This window comes from Paraburkholderia aromaticivorans, from assembly GCF_012689525.1.
GTDB classification, from domain to species: Bacteria; Pseudomonadota; Gammaproteobacteria; order Burkholderiales; family Burkholderiaceae; genus Paraburkholderia; species Paraburkholderia aromaticivorans_A.
Genome location: NZ_CP051516.1, coordinates 1,716,013 through 1,733,134, shown reverse-complemented (window position 1 = coordinate 1,733,134; position 17,122 = coordinate 1,716,013). Strand labels below are relative to the sequence as shown.

General features: G+C 63.8%; 12 protein-coding genes and 1 pseudogene. 9 read left to right on the top strand and 4 right to left on the bottom strand.

Going from position 1 to position 17,122, the window contains the following annotated elements:
* Nucleotides 1-206: 206 nt before the first annotated feature.
* Nucleotides 207-1,538 carry a chloride channel protein gene (locus HF916_RS35625; protein WP_168793484.1) on the bottom strand — a complete coding sequence of 444 codons (1,332 nt, stop codon included), beginning with the start codon at nucleotides 1,536-1,538 and terminating at the stop codon, nucleotides 207-209.
* 58 nt (nucleotides 1,539-1,596) lie between these two features.
* Here HF916_RS35625 and HF916_RS35620 point away from each other — a divergent pair, with 58 nt between their 5' ends.
* Nucleotides 1,597-1,806, top strand: a complete 210-nt coding sequence (locus tag HF916_RS35620; protein WP_168793483.1) for a hypothetical protein — start codon at nucleotides 1,597-1,599, stop codon at nucleotides 1,804-1,806.
* Here the strand turns inward: HF916_RS35620 and HF916_RS35615 are convergent.
* On the bottom strand, nucleotides 1,803-2,177 hold the full coding sequence (locus HF916_RS35615) for an MAPEG family protein (protein WP_168793482.1): 375 nt from the start codon (nucleotides 2,175-2,177) through the stop codon (nucleotides 1,803-1,805). The two genes, HF916_RS35620 and HF916_RS35615, sit on opposite strands and share 4 nt — an antisense overlap.
* A gap of 409 nt (nucleotides 2,178-2,586) precedes the next feature.
* Here HF916_RS35615 and HF916_RS35610 point away from each other — a divergent pair, with 409 nt between their 5' ends.
* The 8 genes and pseudogenes from HF916_RS35610 to HF916_RS35575 all read left to right on the top strand — a co-directional run bounded on the left by HF916_RS35610 (nucleotide 2,587) and on the right by HF916_RS35575 (nucleotide 15,032).
* Complete coding sequence (locus tag HF916_RS35610; RefSeq protein ID WP_168793481.1) at nucleotides 2,587-3,807, top strand: MFS transporter; 1,221 nt, start codon at nucleotides 2,587-2,589, stop codon at nucleotides 3,805-3,807.
* Between the two features lie 360 nt (nucleotides 3,808-4,167).
* Nucleotides 4,168-5,034, top strand: coding sequence for a TetR/AcrR family transcriptional regulator (locus HF916_RS35605; protein ID WP_168793480.1), 867 nt, complete (start codon nucleotides 4,168-4,170; stop codon nucleotides 5,032-5,034).
* A gap of 463 nt (nucleotides 5,035-5,497) precedes the next feature.
* Nucleotides 5,498-7,995: pseudogene (locus HF916_RS35600) on the top strand (acyl-CoA dehydrogenase).
* Between the two features lie 156 nt (nucleotides 7,996-8,151).
* Entirely contained in the window at nucleotides 8,152-9,573 is a 1,422-nt protein-coding gene (locus tag HF916_RS35595; RefSeq protein WP_168793479.1) for a 3-oxoacyl-ACP reductase, read from the top strand.
* A gap of 2 nt (nucleotides 9,574-9,575) precedes the next feature.
* Nucleotides 9,576-10,511, top strand: coding sequence for a MaoC family dehydratase (locus tag HF916_RS35590; protein WP_168793478.1), 936 nt, complete (start codon nucleotides 9,576-9,578; stop codon nucleotides 10,509-10,511).
* Between the two features lie 149 nt (nucleotides 10,512-10,660).
* The gene (locus HF916_RS35585) at nucleotides 10,661-11,962 is read left to right on the top strand and encodes an acetyl-CoA C-acetyltransferase (RefSeq protein WP_168793477.1); all 1,302 of its coding nucleotides are present in this window, start codon (nucleotides 10,661-10,663) and stop codon (nucleotides 11,960-11,962) included.
* Between the two features lie 135 nt (nucleotides 11,963-12,097).
* Complete coding sequence (locus HF916_RS35580) at nucleotides 12,098-13,912, top strand: AMP-binding protein (protein WP_168793476.1); 1,815 nt, start codon at nucleotides 12,098-12,100, stop codon at nucleotides 13,910-13,912.
* A gap of 214 nt (nucleotides 13,913-14,126) precedes the next feature.
* Nucleotides 14,127-15,032 carry a DUF1571 domain-containing protein gene (locus tag HF916_RS35575; protein WP_431311464.1) on the top strand — a complete coding sequence of 302 codons (906 nt, stop codon included), beginning with the start codon at nucleotides 14,127-14,129 and terminating at the stop codon, nucleotides 15,030-15,032.
* On the opposite strand, the gene HF916_RS35570 is transcribed toward HF916_RS35575, so the two are convergent.
* Nucleotides 15,029-15,469 carry a hypothetical protein gene (locus HF916_RS35570; protein WP_168793474.1) on the bottom strand — a complete coding sequence of 147 codons (441 nt, stop codon included), beginning with the start codon at nucleotides 15,467-15,469 and terminating at the stop codon, nucleotides 15,029-15,031. The genes HF916_RS35575 and HF916_RS35570 overlap by 4 nt on opposite strands.
* Nucleotides 15,470-15,515: 46 nt before the next feature.
* Complete coding sequence (locus HF916_RS35565) at nucleotides 15,516-17,093, bottom strand: FAD-binding oxidoreductase (RefSeq protein ID WP_168793473.1); 1,578 nt, start codon at nucleotides 17,091-17,093, stop codon at nucleotides 15,516-15,518.
* Nucleotides 17,094-17,122 lie beyond the last annotated feature (29 nt).

Genomic DNA, 17,122 nt, shown 5'->3' with positions numbered 1-17,122 from the left:
CGCGATTCGCCAGCCATCGGGCTCGTCGCTGAGGACGCATCGCGCGGCGTCGCAAACATTGAGAACGTACCGCTCCTGCCGTTGTTCACGCAGGCGTATTTCACTTCGAGGTCCGAGTCGATTTTCCTTTCGGCGTCCTTTCGTTCTATGTGCCGTCCGCGTCACCATGAGATGACCCACGCCGCCACTATGAGGCGGCCCACGCCTTATCGCGCCTTGCTCGCCCCACTCCAGCCAAACCCAAAGCTCGACTGCAGCGCAGGCGCCCACTTCGCGCACGCGCGAAAACCCAGCAGCGCGCCGCCCACGGCAAACAACACGGGAATCAGAAAGTCCTGGCTCACGCGGGTGAATTCGAACATGAGCACCACGGCCGTAATCGGCATCTGCATCGAGGCAGCGAGAAACGCCGTTGCGCCGACCACCGCGAATGCGCCCAACGACGCCCCGGGCCACACGGTGCTCCACAATCCGCCGAGCACGATCGCCAGCAACGCGCCGTTCGCCAGTCCCGGCGTAAGCAGCCCGCCTTCGGCGCCCGCACGCAAACTGCTCGCGGTGATCACCACTTTCAGCACCAGCAGCATCGCGGCGAGACTGATGGTCAAGCCACCATCGAATGCCAGTCCCGCAGGCCCCTTGCCGTTGCCGAGCAACTGCGGGAAATGCATCGCGAGGACGCCGATCATCGCGAAGTTCAGCAGCGACAACACCGGCAGGCGCCAGTTCTTCGGCGCGGCCGCGCGCGAGCGTTTCATCAGTTCCGCGAAGCTCCATGCTGCCACGCCAAAAATCGGACCGCACACCACGGACCAGACCACGAGCGTGGGGCTCAGCGTCATCGACGGCACGAGGTATTGATGCTCGTTGCCCAGTCCCAGTTGCGCAACCAGCGCGGCCACCGACGAGGTCACGATGGCCGGCACCAAAGCGGGCCAGCCGAAGGTGCCCAGCAATACTTCGAGCACGAATACCGCGCCGCCGAGCGGCACGTTGTAGACAGCGGCCAAACCGGCTCCCGCGCCGCACGCCACCATGATCCGGCTCTGCGCGACCGACAGTCCCGCCCGACGCGACAGCCAGCCGGCCAACGCCGAGCCGATTTCGCGCGGCGCGACTTCGCGGCCGAGCGGCGAGCCGAGCGCCACGGTGACGATCTGCAGCACCGCATGAATCGTCGTGCTCACTACGGGCATCTGCGGATCGTCGGACTTGACGGCCTGGCGAATGCTCACGAGCGGCCGGCCGAACCGATACAGCGCCCACCAGCCGAACCCCGCGACCAGGCCACAGATCGTCAGCACGAACAGGCGGCGTTCGGGCGCGGCACCGCTGACGCCTTGCAGAAAACTCTCGGCGCTGATCACGTGCGTCACGCTGTAGCCGTATGCAAGATGCTGGATGCCGTGCAGCAGCAACGCGAGCAGCATGCCGCCGAGGCCGGCGCCGAGGCCCGTAAGCAGCGTGACCGCCGCGACCACGGCAAATGGACTCCGCTCGCGGCGTACAGGCTCGGAAGTGATTGATTTGACTGACATGGCGCGTCGACAAAAGCGAAATGAGTGGGATGGCGGCCATCTTATTCCGCGACGCAACATGAATCAAATTGATTTTTCAGCTCGACTGATGCGCACACTGCATATATTGAAAAGAGAGTTTTTCCGGGTGCGTGCGAAGCGTCGCGGACGCACCAGCAAACGCGCGGTCGTGAAGTGCGGCAAGCTCATCGGCAACTCCCCTCTCGACTCAACTCAGCAACGACGGCTCACAGTGCGCGATTGGCGCGATGCCATCGCACGTGATTAGCGAATGGAAACGAGGAACATCGACACCGCGCACGCGACGCCGACGAACCACACCAGCGACCGCAGTGACGCCAGGTTCGCGACATACAGCACGCCGTGCAACACACGTGCGACGACGAACGTGATCGCCAGCCAGTTGATCCACGTGCTCGATCCGCCCGCCTGTCCCGCCACGACGATCGCCGCGGTAAACATCGCCAACGCCTCCCACGCGTTCTGATGCGCCGCATGGGCCCGCGCGCGCCAGCCTTCGAGACCGGCAAGATAAGCGCGTGGCGTGCGATTGTCGTAACGCTTGCTGACTTTCGCCAGCATGGTCCACGGAAACGGCAACAGCGCCACGATGAGCAGGCATAAATGCGGAATTGTCATTGGTTAGTCTCTCTTGTATGCGCGGCGCGAAATGCCGCGAGCCGCTGTTATACCCGCCGGCGCGTACCGCCGCCAACCGGAATCCCGCGAGCGTCACCTCTACCGATGAGTGAATCACCTAAAGGCAAAGTGACCGGATTAGCACGAAATCACACCCGAAATAGATTACAAATAACAAACCAGATCGCACACACCATTAATACAATAATTACATTTACCCGACGTAAAGCGCTCGCTGTGATTCTGCATGAAATTTGCTCCAGGGATTAATACGGATAAACGCGCGTTCATTCATGCAAGCGTTTAACAGTCGGCGTACACTCGCTCGGAGCCCATGCCACGGGGCGTGCGGGGCTGCGGAGCGACCCGTCGTTGAGCACGGGTGATTGGAGAACCAGGAGAACAATCAATGAGTTGGACACGGGAACAGAGAAACGTCACGATCGCTGCCTATCTGGGCTGGACACTCGACGCATTCGATTTCTTTCTAATGGTATTCGTATTGAAAGATATTGCGGCGGAGTTCAATACAACAATCCCCGAAGTCGCCTTCGGCATTATGTTGACCCTGGTGATGCGTCCGCTAGGCGCATTGATTTTCGGCTGGCTCGCCGACAAGTACGGCCGCCGTCCCACGCTGATGGTCAACATCGCGTGCTTCTCGTTGCTGGAATTGCTGTCCGGCTTTTCGCCGAATCTCGCCACCCTGCTCGTGCTGCGCGCGCTGTTCGGCATCGCGATGGGCGGCGAATGGGGCGTCGGCGGCGCACTGACCATGGAAACCGTGCCGCCAAAGTCGCGTGGCATCGTCTCGGGTCTGCTGCAGGCCGGCTATCCGAGCGGCTATCTGCTCGCTTCGGTCGTGTTCGGCGTGTTCTATCAGTACATCGGCTGGCGCGGCATGTTCTTCGTCGGCGTGCTGCCGGCTTTGCTCGTGCTGTACGTGCGCGCGCACGTGCCGGAATCGCCTGCCTTCAAGACGCTCGAAAAGAAAGCGCGTCCGGGTCTCGTCGCCACGCTCAGGCAGAACGCCAAGCTGTCGCTGTACGCGATCGTTCTGATGACCGCGTTCAACTTCTTCTCGCACGGTTCGCAGGATCTGTATCCGACTTTCCTGCGCGTGCAGCATCAGTTCGACGCGCACACCGTGTCGTGGATCACGATCGTGCTGAACATCGGCGCGATCTGCGGCGGGCTGTTCTTCGGCGCGTTGTCGGAGAAGATTGGCCGCAAGCGCGCGATCTTCATCGCGGCATTGATCGCGTTGCCGGTGCTGCCGCTGTGGGCTTTCTCGACCACGCCGGTGCTGCTCGCGGCGGGCGCCTTCCTGATGCAGATCTCCGTGCAGGGTGCATGGGGTGTGATTCCGGTGCACCTGAACGAAATCTCGCCCGATGAAATTCGCGCGACCTTCCCCGGTCTCGTGTATCAGCTCGGCAATCTGATCGCGTCGGTAAACGGCCCGTTGCAGGCGAGCGCCGCCGAAGCGCACGGCAACAACTATGCGCTCATCATGGCCGTCGTGATCGGCATCGTGGCAGTGGTGATCGCCGCGCTGATTCCGTTCAGCCGCGAGCGACGCGGCATCGATATGACGCAGTCGGCGAAACAGGTCGCGGCGCAGGTTTAAGCGTTCGAACCAAACAGCTATTTTGCCGGCGCGTTATCGGGCACAATAGCCAGGAAAGGCGGCGCGAACCGCCGCGACGCAGAGCACGCGTCAGCCAATAGACGCAGGGCCAAACACAGGTAGCAAGCAATACGAGGCCGTTCCGATTTCCATCGGAACGGCCTTTTTTATTTCCGCGCGGTTTGACGTGCCGCGCGCATGGAAAGACGGACCTTCGTCAGGTCTTCTAGAGGAGTTAATCGACTGTGACCCCTTGATCGCACGCCTCATTTCTTCTTATCCTGAAAAAAACGGCCGTTTCAAATAAACATTTGAATCGCTTGTTTGCGGGCCGGATGCCCGGCAACGGGGAGACGCAACATGGCAGTTCGCACAACAGGCCGGCATGCCGGCGATACGAAGTCCCGCATCCTCGACGCCGCCGAAACACTCTTCATCGACTGCGGCTATGAAGCCATGTCGTTGCGCCAGATTACTTCGCGTGCCGAAGTCAATCTCGCGGCAGTGAACTATCACTTCGGCAGCAAGGAATCGCTGATTCATTCGATGCTGTCGCGCCGCCTCGACCACCTCAACCAGGAGCGGCTCAAGCTGCTCGATCGATTTGATACCCTGCTCGGCGAGCGCCTGACCTGCGAGCATGTGCTCGGCGCGATGTTCATTCCGGCGCTGCGCCTGTCGCGCGATCCACGAGTGGGCGGCAAGGCGTTTCTGCGTTTGCTCGGCCGCGCTTATACCGATCCGTCGTCGTTCATTCGCGACTTTCTCAACGGGCATTACGCTTCAGTGGCAGTGCGTTTTTTCGATGCGTTCCAGCGCGCGTTGCCGCATCTGCCACGCGAGGAACTCGGCTGGCGTCTGCACTTCGCGATCGGCGCGCTGTCGGGCGTGCTGGCCGGCACCGACACGGACAGCCTGATTTCCGAGTTCTCGCAGGGCAAGTCGATGAACGATCTGCAACTCATCGCACGCCTCGCCTCGCTGATGGTGGCCGCGCTCAAGGCACCGTTGCCTGACGGCACGCAACTGGCCGCGTTCGCCGCGGTACTCGGCGACGCCTCCGAAGGCGGCTCGGAGTGCGCGGGCGACGGACGCGAGGAAGGCGTGAGCGCTGCACGCACTGAGGGCGGATCGGAGTCGCCATCGCCGGCCGTATCGGAAGGCGAACATCGTGGCGGCAACATGGAAGCAGGTGCGCGTCAGCATACATTTCACGGCGCGGCTTAGCGATCGAGCGCTGCGGGCAACGCGCCGTCGTGAGCCGTTGCCCGCATGCGGTGCCTGCGCGAGCGGGTAAACGAATCACTACTGCGTCATGCGGGCAAACCGCACAATAGTAAGCACACCGCAGTTTCTAACCCGCAGCCGACCGGCAATCGCTACACAGCCGGTCAGCGCGAGACAGGCAACAAGGTAGTCAGTCAACACTCAGCAAGACGGTAGCCGAACACCATGAACGCCGCATACGTGAGAAGCACGTCTAAGTTTCGCACCTAAGCGACGCCGCGCTGTCGAACTGCAGAGACGACACGCAAAAGCAAACGCAGCACGCGCGACAGGAAAACAAACGCAGGCAGCGCACGACCGCGCGGCGAGGCAGCGCGAGCGTGAGGCAGAAAATCAATAGAACGCGAACCATCCGCGCTGCGTGGATGCGTCCGCACGCACCATCGAAAGAGGAGCAAACGTCATGTCGTGGTTCATCCTGGTGTTAGTGATTGCCGCTTTCGCGCTCGTCTACGTTCAGGCGCGCGCGGCATGGTGGCTTGCCTTCATGATCGTCTGGGTAGCGGCCGCGCATGTCAGCGGAGCGGCGGGTCCGGTGGCCACGACGCTGCTTTCCATCGTCTTCGTCCTACACGCCCTCGTGCTCGCGCTCAAACCGTTGCGCCGCACGTGGCTCGCCAAGCCCGTGCTCGACATCTTCCGCAAGATCCTGCCGGAGATGTCGCCGACCGAGCGCGAGGCGATCGAAGCCGGCACGGTCTGGTGGGACGCCGAACTGTTCTCCGGACGTCCGCATTGGGACAAGCTGCTCGGCTACGGCCCCGCCACGCTGACGGCGGAAGAACAGTCGTTCCTCGACGTCGAATGCGAGAAGCTATGCGACCTCGCGAACGACTGGGAAACCACCATGGTCTGGCAGGACCTGTCGCCGCAAACCTGGCAGTACATCAAGGATCGCGGCTTTCTTGGCATGATCATTCCGAAGCAGTACGGCGGCAAACAGTTCTCTGCCTACGCGCACTCGCAGGTCATCATGAAGCTCGCCACGCGATGCTCGGCCGCCGCCGTTTCGGTGATGGTGCCGAACTCGCTCGGCCCCGCCGAACTGCTGATGCACTACGGCACCGACGAGCAGAAAAACCACTACCTGCCGCGCCTCGCACGCGGCGAGGAAATTCCCTGCTTCGCATTGACGAGCCCGTATGCCGGTTCCGATGCGGCGGCGATTCCCGACGTCGGCATCGTGTGCAAGGGCACGTTCGAGGGCCGCGAGACGCTGGGCTTTCGCGTCACGTGGGACAAGCGCTACATCACGCTCGGCCCGATTGCGACCGTGCTCGGCCTCGCGTTTCGCGCGCTCGATCCCGACCATCTGCTCGGCAACGACGACCAACCCGGCATCACCTGCGCGCTGATTCCGACCGACCATCCGGGCGTGAACATCGGCCGCCGTCACTGGCCGCTCAACGCGGTGTTCCAGAACGGCCCGAACTCGGGCAAGGACGTCTTCATTCCGCTCGACTGGGTGATCGGCGGACGCGCGCAGGTCGGCAACGGCTGGCGCATGCTGATGGAATGTCTCGCGGCGGGCCGGGCGATTTCGCTGCCGTCGTCGAATGTTGGGATGGCGAAGATCGCCGTGCGCGGCACCGGCGCCTACGCTGCGATTCGCCGCCAGTTCCGCACCGCCGTCGGCAAGTTCGAGGGCGTGCAGGAAGCGCTCGGCCGCATGGGCGGCAACCTGTACGTGATGGACGCCGCGCGCCGGCTGTCGGCGCACGCGGTGGACCTCGGCGAAAAGCCTTCGGTGATTTCGGCGATCGCGAAGTATCACATCACCGAGCGCGCCCGCATGGTCATCAACGACGGCATGGATATCGCCGCCGGCAAGGGCATCTGCATGGGGCCGTCGAACTTTCTCGCGCGCGCCTATCAGCAGGTGCCGATCGCGATCACCGTGGAAGGCGCGAACATTCTCACGCGTTGCCTGATCATCTTCGGCCAAGGGGCGATTCGTTGTCGTCCGTATGTGCTGAAGGAAATGGCCGCCACGCGCGAAACGGACCACGCCAAGGCGCTGCGCGATTTCGACGCGGCGTTCTTCGGCCACGTCAGCTTCACGCTCTCCAACGTGGTGCGCAGTTTCGTGTATGGCGTGACGGGCGGCGCCTTCATCGCCAAACCGCGCACGGCGCATGCGCCGCTGCATGCGTACTATCGCGCGGCCACTCGCCTCTCCACCGCGTTCGCGTTGCTCGCCGATGTCTCGATGTTCGTGCTCGGCGGCGATCTGAAACGCCGCGAGCGCCTCTCCGGGCGTCTGGGCGACGTGCTATCGCAGCTCTACCTGATCTCCGCCACGCTCAAGCGTTTCGAGGACGAAGGCCGTCAGGAAGAAGACTTGCCACTGGTGCGCTGGGGTGTCGAGGATTCGCTGTACAAGGCGCAACACGCGCTCGACGGCGTGCTCGCCAACTATCCGAACCGGCTCGCCGCCGGCCTCGTGCGCGTGCTCGCGTTCCGTTCGGACTGCCGTACCGCGAGCCGTCCGACCAACTCGGCAGCGAGATCGCCGAATTGATGCAAACGCCAGGCGCCGCACGCAATCGTCTGGTGTCCGATTCGTACGTGCCGCATCCGGATGTCGACGCGCTCGGCTACGGCGAGCTGGTGTTCGAGCTGAACCCGCGCTTCACGCAGATCGAGCAGAAGCTGCGCGACGCGGTCAAGCAAGGGCTGCTCGAACCGATGCCGCAGAGCCTGCCGCAACTGGCCGCCTGGACCGACGCCGCACAGAAGAAAGGCCTGATCGACGCCGACGACCGGCGCGTGCTCGACGACTACGCGCGTTACGGCGCGCGAGTCGTGAAGGTGGACGATTTCCCCGCCGACTTCGACATGCTCGCCAACCTGCAAAAGCGCAAGGAGGCGCTGGAAAAGGCGCTGGAGCTCGCGGCCTGAGTTCGGCGCCGGCTTAAAAAAACATCCGGGGAAGGCGCGCCGCGGGCGCCGAACTCGGTGCACACTGACACACGTTCGACGTCCCCTGGGAGACTTCCCACGGGGCGCCTCCCAAGGAGGCAACCTTGCGGCGTGGCCAGCGGAGCGACTAATAATATGAACGACTCGTATCTGAACTTCGTCAATTCGCCGTTCGGCGCGCGCCTCGCGCGGTCGCTCGGCTTACCCAAGCCCGAAGTGCTGCGCCGCTATCGTGCGGACCAGCCCGAGTTCGGCGGACTGGTGGCCATTGGCGCGGGACGCGAACCGCATCTGCTCGACGCGCTCGCGAGCCTCGTGGCGAGCATCGGCGTGACGAGCGTCGCACATCAAAGCGCCGGCTTGTGGGTGCCGCTTGCCAATCGCCACGGTCTCATGACGGGGCGTTTCGAGGCGGCCGAGTCAGGCTCGCAAGGCAAACTCGCGGCCCTGCTGTTCGACGCGAGCGGCATCGAAGACAGCACGCAACTCGAACCGCTGCACGGCTTCTTCCACGATACGTTGCGCTCGCTCGGCAAGTGCGGGCGCATCATCGTGCTGGGACGGCCGCCGGAAAGTTGCGCGACGCCGCGTCAATGGACCGCGCAACGCGCGCTCGAAGGTTTCACGCGTTCGCTTGGCAAGGAGGCACGGCGCGGCATCACCGCGAATCTCGTGTATGTGGAGCAAGGCGCCGAGAACCGCGTGGAAGCGACGCTGCGGTTCTTCCTGTCACCGCGCTCCGCGTATGTGTCGGGCCAGGTCGTACGCATCGCCGCTGCCAGTTCAATCACAAGCAGCGAGACTGCGCCCACATTCGACTGGCAGCAACCACTCGCGGGCCGGCGCGCGGTCGTGACCGGCGCCGCGCGCGGCATCGGCGCCTCGATTGCGAGCGTACTCGCCGCCGAAGGCGCGCACGTGATCGGCATCGACATCCCTTCGGCGCGAGGGGCGCTCGACGCGACCCTGCGTCAGTTGAACGGCACCGCCCTCGCCTTCGATATCGCCGCGCCCGAAGCGCCCGCGCAGATCGCCGCCGCGCTCGACGAACAGGGCGTGGATATCGTCGTGCACAACGCCGGCATCACCAAGGACAAAACCATCGCGAAGATGACCGAGGCCGCGTGGCAAAGCGTGATCGACATCAACCTGTCCGCGCAGGAGCGGATCGACGACGCCCTGCTCGCCGCCGGCATTCTGCGCGACGGCGGCCGGATCATCGGCGTGTCGTCGATCAGCGGCATCGCCGGCAATCTCGGCCAGACCAATTACGCCACCTCGAAGGCCGGCGTGATCGGCCGGGTGCAGAGCATGGCGCCGCATCTGCGCGCACGCGGCATCACGATCAATGCGGTCGCGCCCGGCTTCATCGAAACGCAGATGACCGCGAAGATCCCGCTGACCATCCGTGAAGCCGGCCGCCGCATGAATTCGATGAGCCAGGGCGGCCAGCCGGTCGACGTCGCGCAGACCATCGCGTGGCTCGCGCATCCGGGCTCGGCCGGCGTGAGCGGCCAGATCGTGCGCGTGTGCGGACAAAGCCTGATTGGAGCGTGACCATGGGTGAGCCCAGTGATCCGTTCGGCGGCAGTCCTCTATCGAACCCGACGCGGCCGGACGCGGTGCGGCCCAAGACCGTCGTGATCGACACCTTGCCCGCGCCCGCCAAGCTCTATGCACGCGCGTTGTCCGGCATTGTCAAACGCGGGCGCGAGACGCAACTGCCGCCGCTGCGGCTGGTGCGTCCCGCCGTCGCCCTCGATCCGGGGCCGATCTGGCGTTACGCGCGCGTGTGCGGTTTCATCCCCGAGCACGGCGTGCCGCTCACGTATCCGCATCTGCTCGCCTTTCCCTTGCATCTGCTGATGCTGACGGACCCGGCGTTTCCATGGCCGGCGCTCGGCCTCGTGCATCTGGCCAACCATGTGCGCCTGCGCCGGCCGCTCGCCTACAAGGAGATGCTGCGCGTCGAGGTGGAATTCGGCGCGCTGCTGCGCCACGACAAAGGTCAGGCGTTCGTGCTGCATACCCGCATGTACCGGCGCGGCGAAGCGGTCTGGGACGGCGACAGCGTCTATCTGAAACGCGGCGTGCCGGCGAGCGGCGGCGTGCTCGATCCGCTCGAACTCGGGCCCGAAGCGCTGCAACGTATCGCGCGCTGGCAACTCGCGTCGCAATTGGGCCGCGACTACGCGAACGTGTCCGGCGACTACAACCCGATTCATCTGACCGCGCTGTCCGCGAAGGCCTTCGGCTTTCCGCGCGCGATCGCGCACGGCATGTGGACGCTGGCGCGTGCCGCCTCCGCATTGCAGCCGCCGAAGCCGCTTGCCGAAGCCACGCTCAGCGCCGAATTCAAACTGCCGATGCTGCTGCCCGGCGAAGCGTCGCTGTGGAGCGCGTCGCCTTCGCTGATCGAACGCGACATCGAAGTGCGCGATATCGCCGGGCAGAAACCGCATTTGCGCGGCCGCATGCAATGGAGGCTGCAATGAGGCGCACGCATGTTGCGTCGAATCGTGGAACCGAGGGCGGCTGAAATCGTTGTTGGATCACAACCCTCGCGATCAACCGTCACACCAATCGCAGCATTCGCGCCATTCGCATCATTCAATAGCCAGGGAACGACCCGAAGGAGCCGAGCATGTCCAACCCGCTGCCAGCCGTACGCCGAGTCGCCATCGTCGGGGGCAACCGGCTTCCGTTTGCTCGCTCGAACACCGCCTACGCGACCGCATCGAATCAGGACATGCTGACCTTTACGCTGCAAGGCCTGATCGACCGCTACAACCTGCACGGCGAACGCCTGGGCGAAGTCGCGGCGGGCGCCGTCATCAAGCATTCGCGCGACTTCAATCTGACGCGCGAATCCGTCCTGTCCACCACGCTCGCCAAGGAAACGCCCGCCTACGACGTGCAGCAGGCCTGCGGCACCGGACTCGAAGCGGCGATTCTCGTCGCCAACAAGATCGCTTTGGGGCAGATCGAAGTGGGCATCGCGGGCGGCGTCGATACGACGTCCGATGCGCCGATCGGCGTCAACGAACGGATGCGCAAGATCCTGCTCGAAGCCAATCGCGGCAAGAGCACCGGGCAACGCGTCGGCGCGCTGAGCAAGCTGCGGCCCGGCATGTTTTTCAAGCTGCTCCTGCCGCGCAACGTTGAACCGCGCACGGGCCTTTCGATGGGCGAGCATTGCGAACTGATGGCCAAGCGCTGGAACATTTCGCGCGAGGCGCAGGACGTGCTCGCCTACGACAGCCACCGCAAGCTCACGGAGGCGTATGCGCGCGGCTTCGTCAACGACCTGATGACGCCGTACCGGGGCCTTGCGCGCGACAACAATCTGCGCTCCGATCTCACTCTAGAAAAACTCGCGAGCCTGAAACCCGTATTCGATCGCGACGCCGGCACGCTGACCGCGGGCAATTCGACGCCGCTCACCGACGGCGCTTCCGCCGTGCTGCTCGCGAGCGAGGAATGGGCCGCGCGTCATGGACTGCCGGTGCTCGCGTATCTGAGCTGGTCCGAGACCGCCGCCGTCGACTTCTTCGACAAGAAGGAAGGCCTGCTGATGGCGCCCGCCTACGCCGTGCCGCGCATGCTGGCGCGCGCCGGGCTCACGTTGCAGGCCTTCGACCTGTACGAAATCCACGAAGCGTTTGCCGCGCAGGTGTTGTGCACGCTCGCGGCATGGCAGGATGACGAGTATTGCCGCACGCAACTCGGTTTGGCCGGCCCGCTCGGCGCGATCGACCGGACAAAATTGAACGTGAACGGCAGTTCGCTGGCCACAGGCCATCCGTTCGCGGCGACGGGTGGACGTATCGTCGCGGGGCTCGCGAAAATGCTCGCGCAACTCGACAAACCGGCCGGCACCGCGCGCGGGCTGATTTCGATCTGCGCGGCGGGCGGCCAGGGGGTGGTCGCGATTCTGGAACGCTGAGCATGAGATGCGTTTCAGTGTTTGCTTCGCCGCATGCTTTTGCTTCACACGCTGCCACACTCGCGTGGATTGCTTCGATGACTGGCCGCAGGGCCGGCACACAAAGAGATGAAGCCACAGCGTCAGGAGACGACCATGACCCAGCGCACTCAAACCCCGCTTCCGCCTGGCGGCGAATCCGCGGCGCCGAACGCAGCGAACCCGGCGCCTGCTTTCACGCAGGGTCACTCGCCGCACCACGCGCCCAACACCGATGGCATCTGGTACGCGTCCTATCCGGCGGACGTGCCGCGTGAAATCGACGTGGCAAAATACGAGTCGGTCGTCCAGTTCTTCGACGAATGCATCGCGCAGTTCCGCGAGCGTGTCGCGTATGTGAGCGTGGGCGCGAACATGACCTACGGTGAACTCGGCCGCAAGGCCACCGCGTTCGCCGCCTATCTGCAAAGCCTCGGCGTGAAGCCTGGCGAACGCGTGGCGATCATGTTGCCGAATACATTCCAGTATCCGGTCTCGCTGTTCGGCATACTGAAGGCCGGGGGCGTGGTGGTCAACGTGAATCCGCTCTATACGGTGCGTGAACTCGCGCATCAGTTGAAGGACAGCGGCGCGCAAACCATCATCGTGTTCGAGAACTTCGCGAAGACGGTCGAAGACGCGCTGCCCGGCACCAAGGTGCAGAACGTCATCGTCACGGGCCTGGGCGATCTGCTCGCCAACGGCCCGAATCTGAAGGGACGTCTGCTCAATTTCATGCTGCGGCACGTGAAGAAGATGGTGCCCGCGTACAACCTCCCCAAGGCGGTGCCGCTGCTCGAAGCGCTTTCCATCGGCTACTCGCGGCCGTTGACGCCCGTGCGCCCCACGCACGACGACATCGCATTCCTGCAGTACACGGGCGGCACGACCGGCGTCGCCAAGGGCGCGATGCTCACGCACAAGAACATCATCGCCAATCTGCTGCAGGCGAAGGCGTGGTCCGAAGGTCAGTTGACCGGAGAGGTCGAAACGGTGCTCACACCGCTACCGCTCTATCACATCTATTCGTTGACGGTGAACGCGCTGATCTTCATGGGACTGGGCGGGCGCAATATTCTGATCGCCAATCCGCGCGACATGCAGCGCGTGATGATGATCATCCGTCACGAGAAATTCACCAGCATGACCGCCGTGAACACGCTCTATAACGCGTTCCTCGACAACGAGGAATTCTGCAAGCGCGACTTCTCCGATCTCAAGCTCGCGATGGCGGGCGGCATGGCCACGCAGAAGTCAGTGGCCGAGCGCTTCAAGGCGGTGACCGGCAAGCCGATCATCGAAGGCTATGGGCTCACGGAATGCTCGCCGATCGTGTCGATGAATCCGGTCGACCTCAGCAACATGCGCGACTTCGAAGGCTCGATCGGTTTGCCCGCGCCGTCCACACAAGTCCGTTTCAGGAAGGACGACGGCAATTGGGCGAACATCGGCGAGGCGGGCGAATTGTGCGTGAAGGGACCGCAGGTGATGAAAGGCTACTGGAATCGTCCGGACGAAACCGCCAAGGTGATCGACGACGACGGTTGGCTCGCCACCGGCGACATCGGCGTGATGGATTCGCGCGGCTTTATCCGGCTGATCGACCGGAAGAAGGACATGATCCTGGTGTCGGGCTTCAACGTCTATCCGAACGAAATCGAAGACGTGATCGCGGCGCATCCGGACGTGCGCGAAGTCGCCGCAATCGGCGTGCCCGATGCCGCGCAAGGTGAACGGGTGAAGGTGTTCATCGTCAAGCGCAATCCTTCCCTGACGGCGGAACAGGTGGTCGCCCACTGTCGCAAGAACCTGACCGGCTACAAGGTGCCGAAGCTCGTCGAGTTTCGCGACGCGCTGCCGCAAACCAATGTCGGCAAGATTCTGCGCCGCGCTCTGCGCGACGAGGAACTCGCGAAGCAAAAGCCTGCCTGACAGGGAAGGCGCTTCGCGTCACCTTTCGGAGAGATTCATGAAGCACCGCCTGTCCGCACGTTCACGCCGCACGCCCGTCTTCATGCGCCTCGCCCGTTTTTCGCCGCAGATTGCTGGTTTGCGTGCGGGCTCATCGGGTTTCACCGGCGGGACCTTCGCGGCCCTTAGTGCGCGGTTTCATGAGCCGTTTGCTGCGTCGCTGCGAAGCGTGCCGATGCTCAAGCTCCTGACCGCGCTGCTAATCGCAGGAGCGGCCGTACTGACCACGCCCGTGGCGTTCGCGCAAAACGACGACACGCCGCCCGCGCTCGATACCGCCAACGCGGTGAAGGCGCCGTCCACGCCCTCCTCGCAGGTCGGCAAGCTCACGCTGGATCAGCAGGTCAAGTGGCTGCGCGCCGCGCAACAAAGCGGCGCGATGGAAAAACTCGCCGACGCGCAACTGGTCGCGCTGTTCCAGTCGCTCGATCCACTCGCGTTGCCGCGCTATATCAAGGAAGGGCCGAACGGCTATCCATCGTATGAGTTCACGATGGCACGTTCGGAACGCATTCACGGCCAATGGCCCGACCAGCCCGATCACATGCTGGTGCGCGTCGCGCACGACCCGCTGCGCATCTACGCGAAGTGGTTGCCCGATGGCGCGCGCGCCGGCCAGGAAATCATCTACGACGAATCCAAGCGCACCGATGAGATGTACGGGCATCTGGGCGGCATCATGAATGTGATGCCGGTATGGACCTCGCTGACCGGCGCCCTCGCGCGCGCGCAATCGAATCATCAGGTGCGCGATCTCGGCACGGAATACATCGCGAACCAGTATCTCAGCGAGGGCAAGAAATATATCGAGGCCGGCTTGCCGCGTTCGACCCAGGTAGAAGTCAAAACGGTCGACGGCGTGCGCGTAGTGGCCTTCACCTTCGAAACACCGACCGGCCAGCCGCAGTTCTACGCGAAGAAAGAAACGCTCGGCCTCGATCTGCGGCATCCGTATTTCCGCACCGTCGAGTCTTATGACAACGACGGCAAGATCTTCGAAAAGATCGTGTTCGAAACCATCACGCCGAAAACATTCGACGACTCGACTTTCGATCCAAAGAACAAGGCGTACACGTTCTAACCCTTGCGCAACACGTGCGGCGCGAACGCGAATGCAAATGCGACATGACCACGCTGTGTGTCCGAGCCCGCGCTTTGCTCGTGACTGTGTTCGATGACATTTCCCGCGCTTTTAGCGAGCTGGTTCAACACGAAGTAATCGGACTCGCGTGTGAGGCCGATCAGCGAGGCCGACAAGAGCGTGGGCGTGGATGTCGGCGTTGCGCAAAGCAACGGGGCGAGTGTCGTGTACCAGAGCGCGCCGATATCGTCTCCGGTTTCGAATACGGGCAACTGCCGATGTGCGGCATAGCCGGCGAATGCGGCGCCATACGCCAGCGTGGAATCGACCACCGCCACCGTATTGCCGCGCGCCGCCGCCTGCGCGAGCCACGGCCACGCGCTGCCTGCCGCGGTCGAGAGGCATGCGCCGGTCATCATGAAAGTGCGCCGGTCCATTCATCGCTCCTGTCGTGATGGCGCGCATACGGCAAGCGCCGCGCCCTCAGGTGTAGCCGCGCCGGTCGCGCCACGCCGCCGGCCAGATGCCCTGCTTGCCCGGCGCGAGAATGCCGTTCGGGTCGAGCGCGTCCTTGATCGTCTCCGAGAGCCGCAGCAATGCACCGTCGTTGAAGCTGTATTGGGCCGCGGCAAAATCCATATACGCGAGATGCGCGCGATATTCGCCGTAACCCGCCGCGCGCGCGTCGCTCATCAGCGAACGCAATAGCGCGCCGGCCTGCTCGACCTGGTTTGCGTCGTCGCGGTCGAAGATCGCCGCGAAAATGTGATGCAGATGGCGCACGCCCGCCGTAAAACCGCCGTAGTAATCGAAGCCATATTCCGCGGCGCGCGCCTTGACCATCGTGTATTGACGCAACGCGTCGCGACCGGTCGCGGGACATACCGGCGCGAAGTCAACATGCGCGCCCGCACCGCCGCGCCAGTCGAGCATGCGAAACGCGCTCATCGCCGGAATGCCGGCGAGATTGCGGTCGCCACCCGCCGTGGGCTGCGCGTCGCCCGCGTAGCGCGCCGCCAGGAACCGCGCCTGCGGTACGCGCGCAAACGCGCGCTGCACGATCGCATGGCGCGTGTCGATCGATTCAGGCGTACCGTAGAGCGCGAAATGCAGATTCCAGCGGCCCACATTCAGTTTCTCGAGCATCGCGGTCACCGCGCTCTCAGGCATCGCGCCCGGTCCGTCGTACCACTGCGCGCGCGCCGACAAGCCGGCCGCGCGGCGCAAACCGCCTTCAATCACCGCGTGATTGCGGATCGTTTCATCGAGCCGCAACGGCCGCAAAATCTCCACGATCGCTTCGAGATCCGCTTCATGTCGAAACTGGATTTCGCCGAGCAGATACGCGGGCGGCGCGGGCATCAGCCAGACGCCCAGCTTGGTGACGATGCCGTAGTTCGACTGCATGAACATCGAATCGAATGAAGGTCCGTAACCCGGCTGGTACAACTGCCACGCGGTGCCGATTTCGATGCCGCCCATACCGGTGCGCAACACATCGCCGTTGGCGAGCACCACTTCCATGCCGCACTGCGACGCCGCGTGATCGCCGTACGCGGTATAGCCGAAGCCACGTTCGAGCGTATTGCCGACCACGCTGCCCCAACCGGCCGCGGGCGGATCGACCCACAGCTTGTAGCCTTTGTCGCGCAGATACGCGTAGAGATCGAAGTAACTGACGCCCGGCTCGACCAGCGCATACGCCATGGCCTCGTTCACTTCGATGATGCGGTTCATCCTATGCAGATCGAGCACGACCGACCCGGCGAGACGCGGCGCAGCGCCGCCATACGCGAAGTTGCGTCCGGTCGAGACGGTCCACAGCGGAATGCGAAATTGATTGGCAATGCGCAGCACCGCGCGGATTTCATCGACGGAGCCGGGCAAGACGGCGGCACTCGCCGAAAACGCTTCGCGCTCGCCGGGCGCGAACGGATCGAGATACGCGGCGAGGCCGTCCGCCGAGGTCACCACCTGCGGCTCGCCGACAATCGAACGCCAACCGGCGAGCGCGCGGTCGAACTGCGCGGCGGACACCTTCGGCGGCAAGTTGCGAATCAAAGCGTCTCCTTGGCCGCCGCGCGAATCCG

What these genes read in the sequence shown, in the direction of transcription:
- HF916_RS35620 (WP_168793483.1), top strand. Translation starts at nt 1,597, where the DNA reads ATGAATCAAATTGATTTTTCAGCTCGACTGATGCGCACACTGCATATA.
- HF916_RS35590 (WP_168793478.1), top strand. Translation starts at nt 9,576, where the DNA reads ATGGGTGAGCCCAGTGATCCGTTCGGCGGCAGTCCTCTATCGAACCCG.
- HF916_RS35585 (WP_168793477.1), top strand. Translation starts at nt 10,661, where the DNA reads ATGTCCAACCCGCTGCCAGCCGTACGCCGAGTCGCCATCGTCGGGGGC.
- HF916_RS35595 (WP_168793479.1), top strand. Translation starts at nt 8,152, where the DNA reads ATGAACGACTCGTATCTGAACTTCGTCAATTCGCCGTTCGGCGCGCGC.
- HF916_RS35570 (WP_168793474.1), bottom strand. Translation starts at nt 15,469, where the DNA reads ATGGACCGGCGCACTTTCATGATGACCGGCGCATGCCTCTCGACCGCG.
- HF916_RS35575 (WP_431311464.1), top strand. Translation starts at nt 14,127, where the DNA reads ATGCTCAAGCTCCTGACCGCGCTGCTAATCGCAGGAGCGGCCGTACTG.
- HF916_RS35605 (WP_168793480.1), top strand. Translation starts at nt 4,168, where the DNA reads ATGGCAGTTCGCACAACAGGCCGGCATGCCGGCGATACGAAGTCCCGC.
- HF916_RS35610 (WP_168793481.1), top strand. Translation starts at nt 2,587, where the DNA reads ATGAGTTGGACACGGGAACAGAGAAACGTCACGATCGCTGCCTATCTG.
- HF916_RS35615 (WP_168793482.1), bottom strand. Translation starts at nt 2,177, where the DNA reads ATGACAATTCCGCATTTATGCCTGCTCATCGTGGCGCTGTTGCCGTTT.
- HF916_RS35625 (WP_168793484.1), bottom strand. Translation starts at nt 1,538, where the DNA reads ATGTCAGTCAAATCAATCACTTCCGAGCCTGTACGCCGCGAGCGGAGT.
- HF916_RS35580 (WP_168793476.1), top strand. Translation starts at nt 12,098, where the DNA reads ATGACCCAGCGCACTCAAACCCCGCTTCCGCCTGGCGGCGAATCCGCG.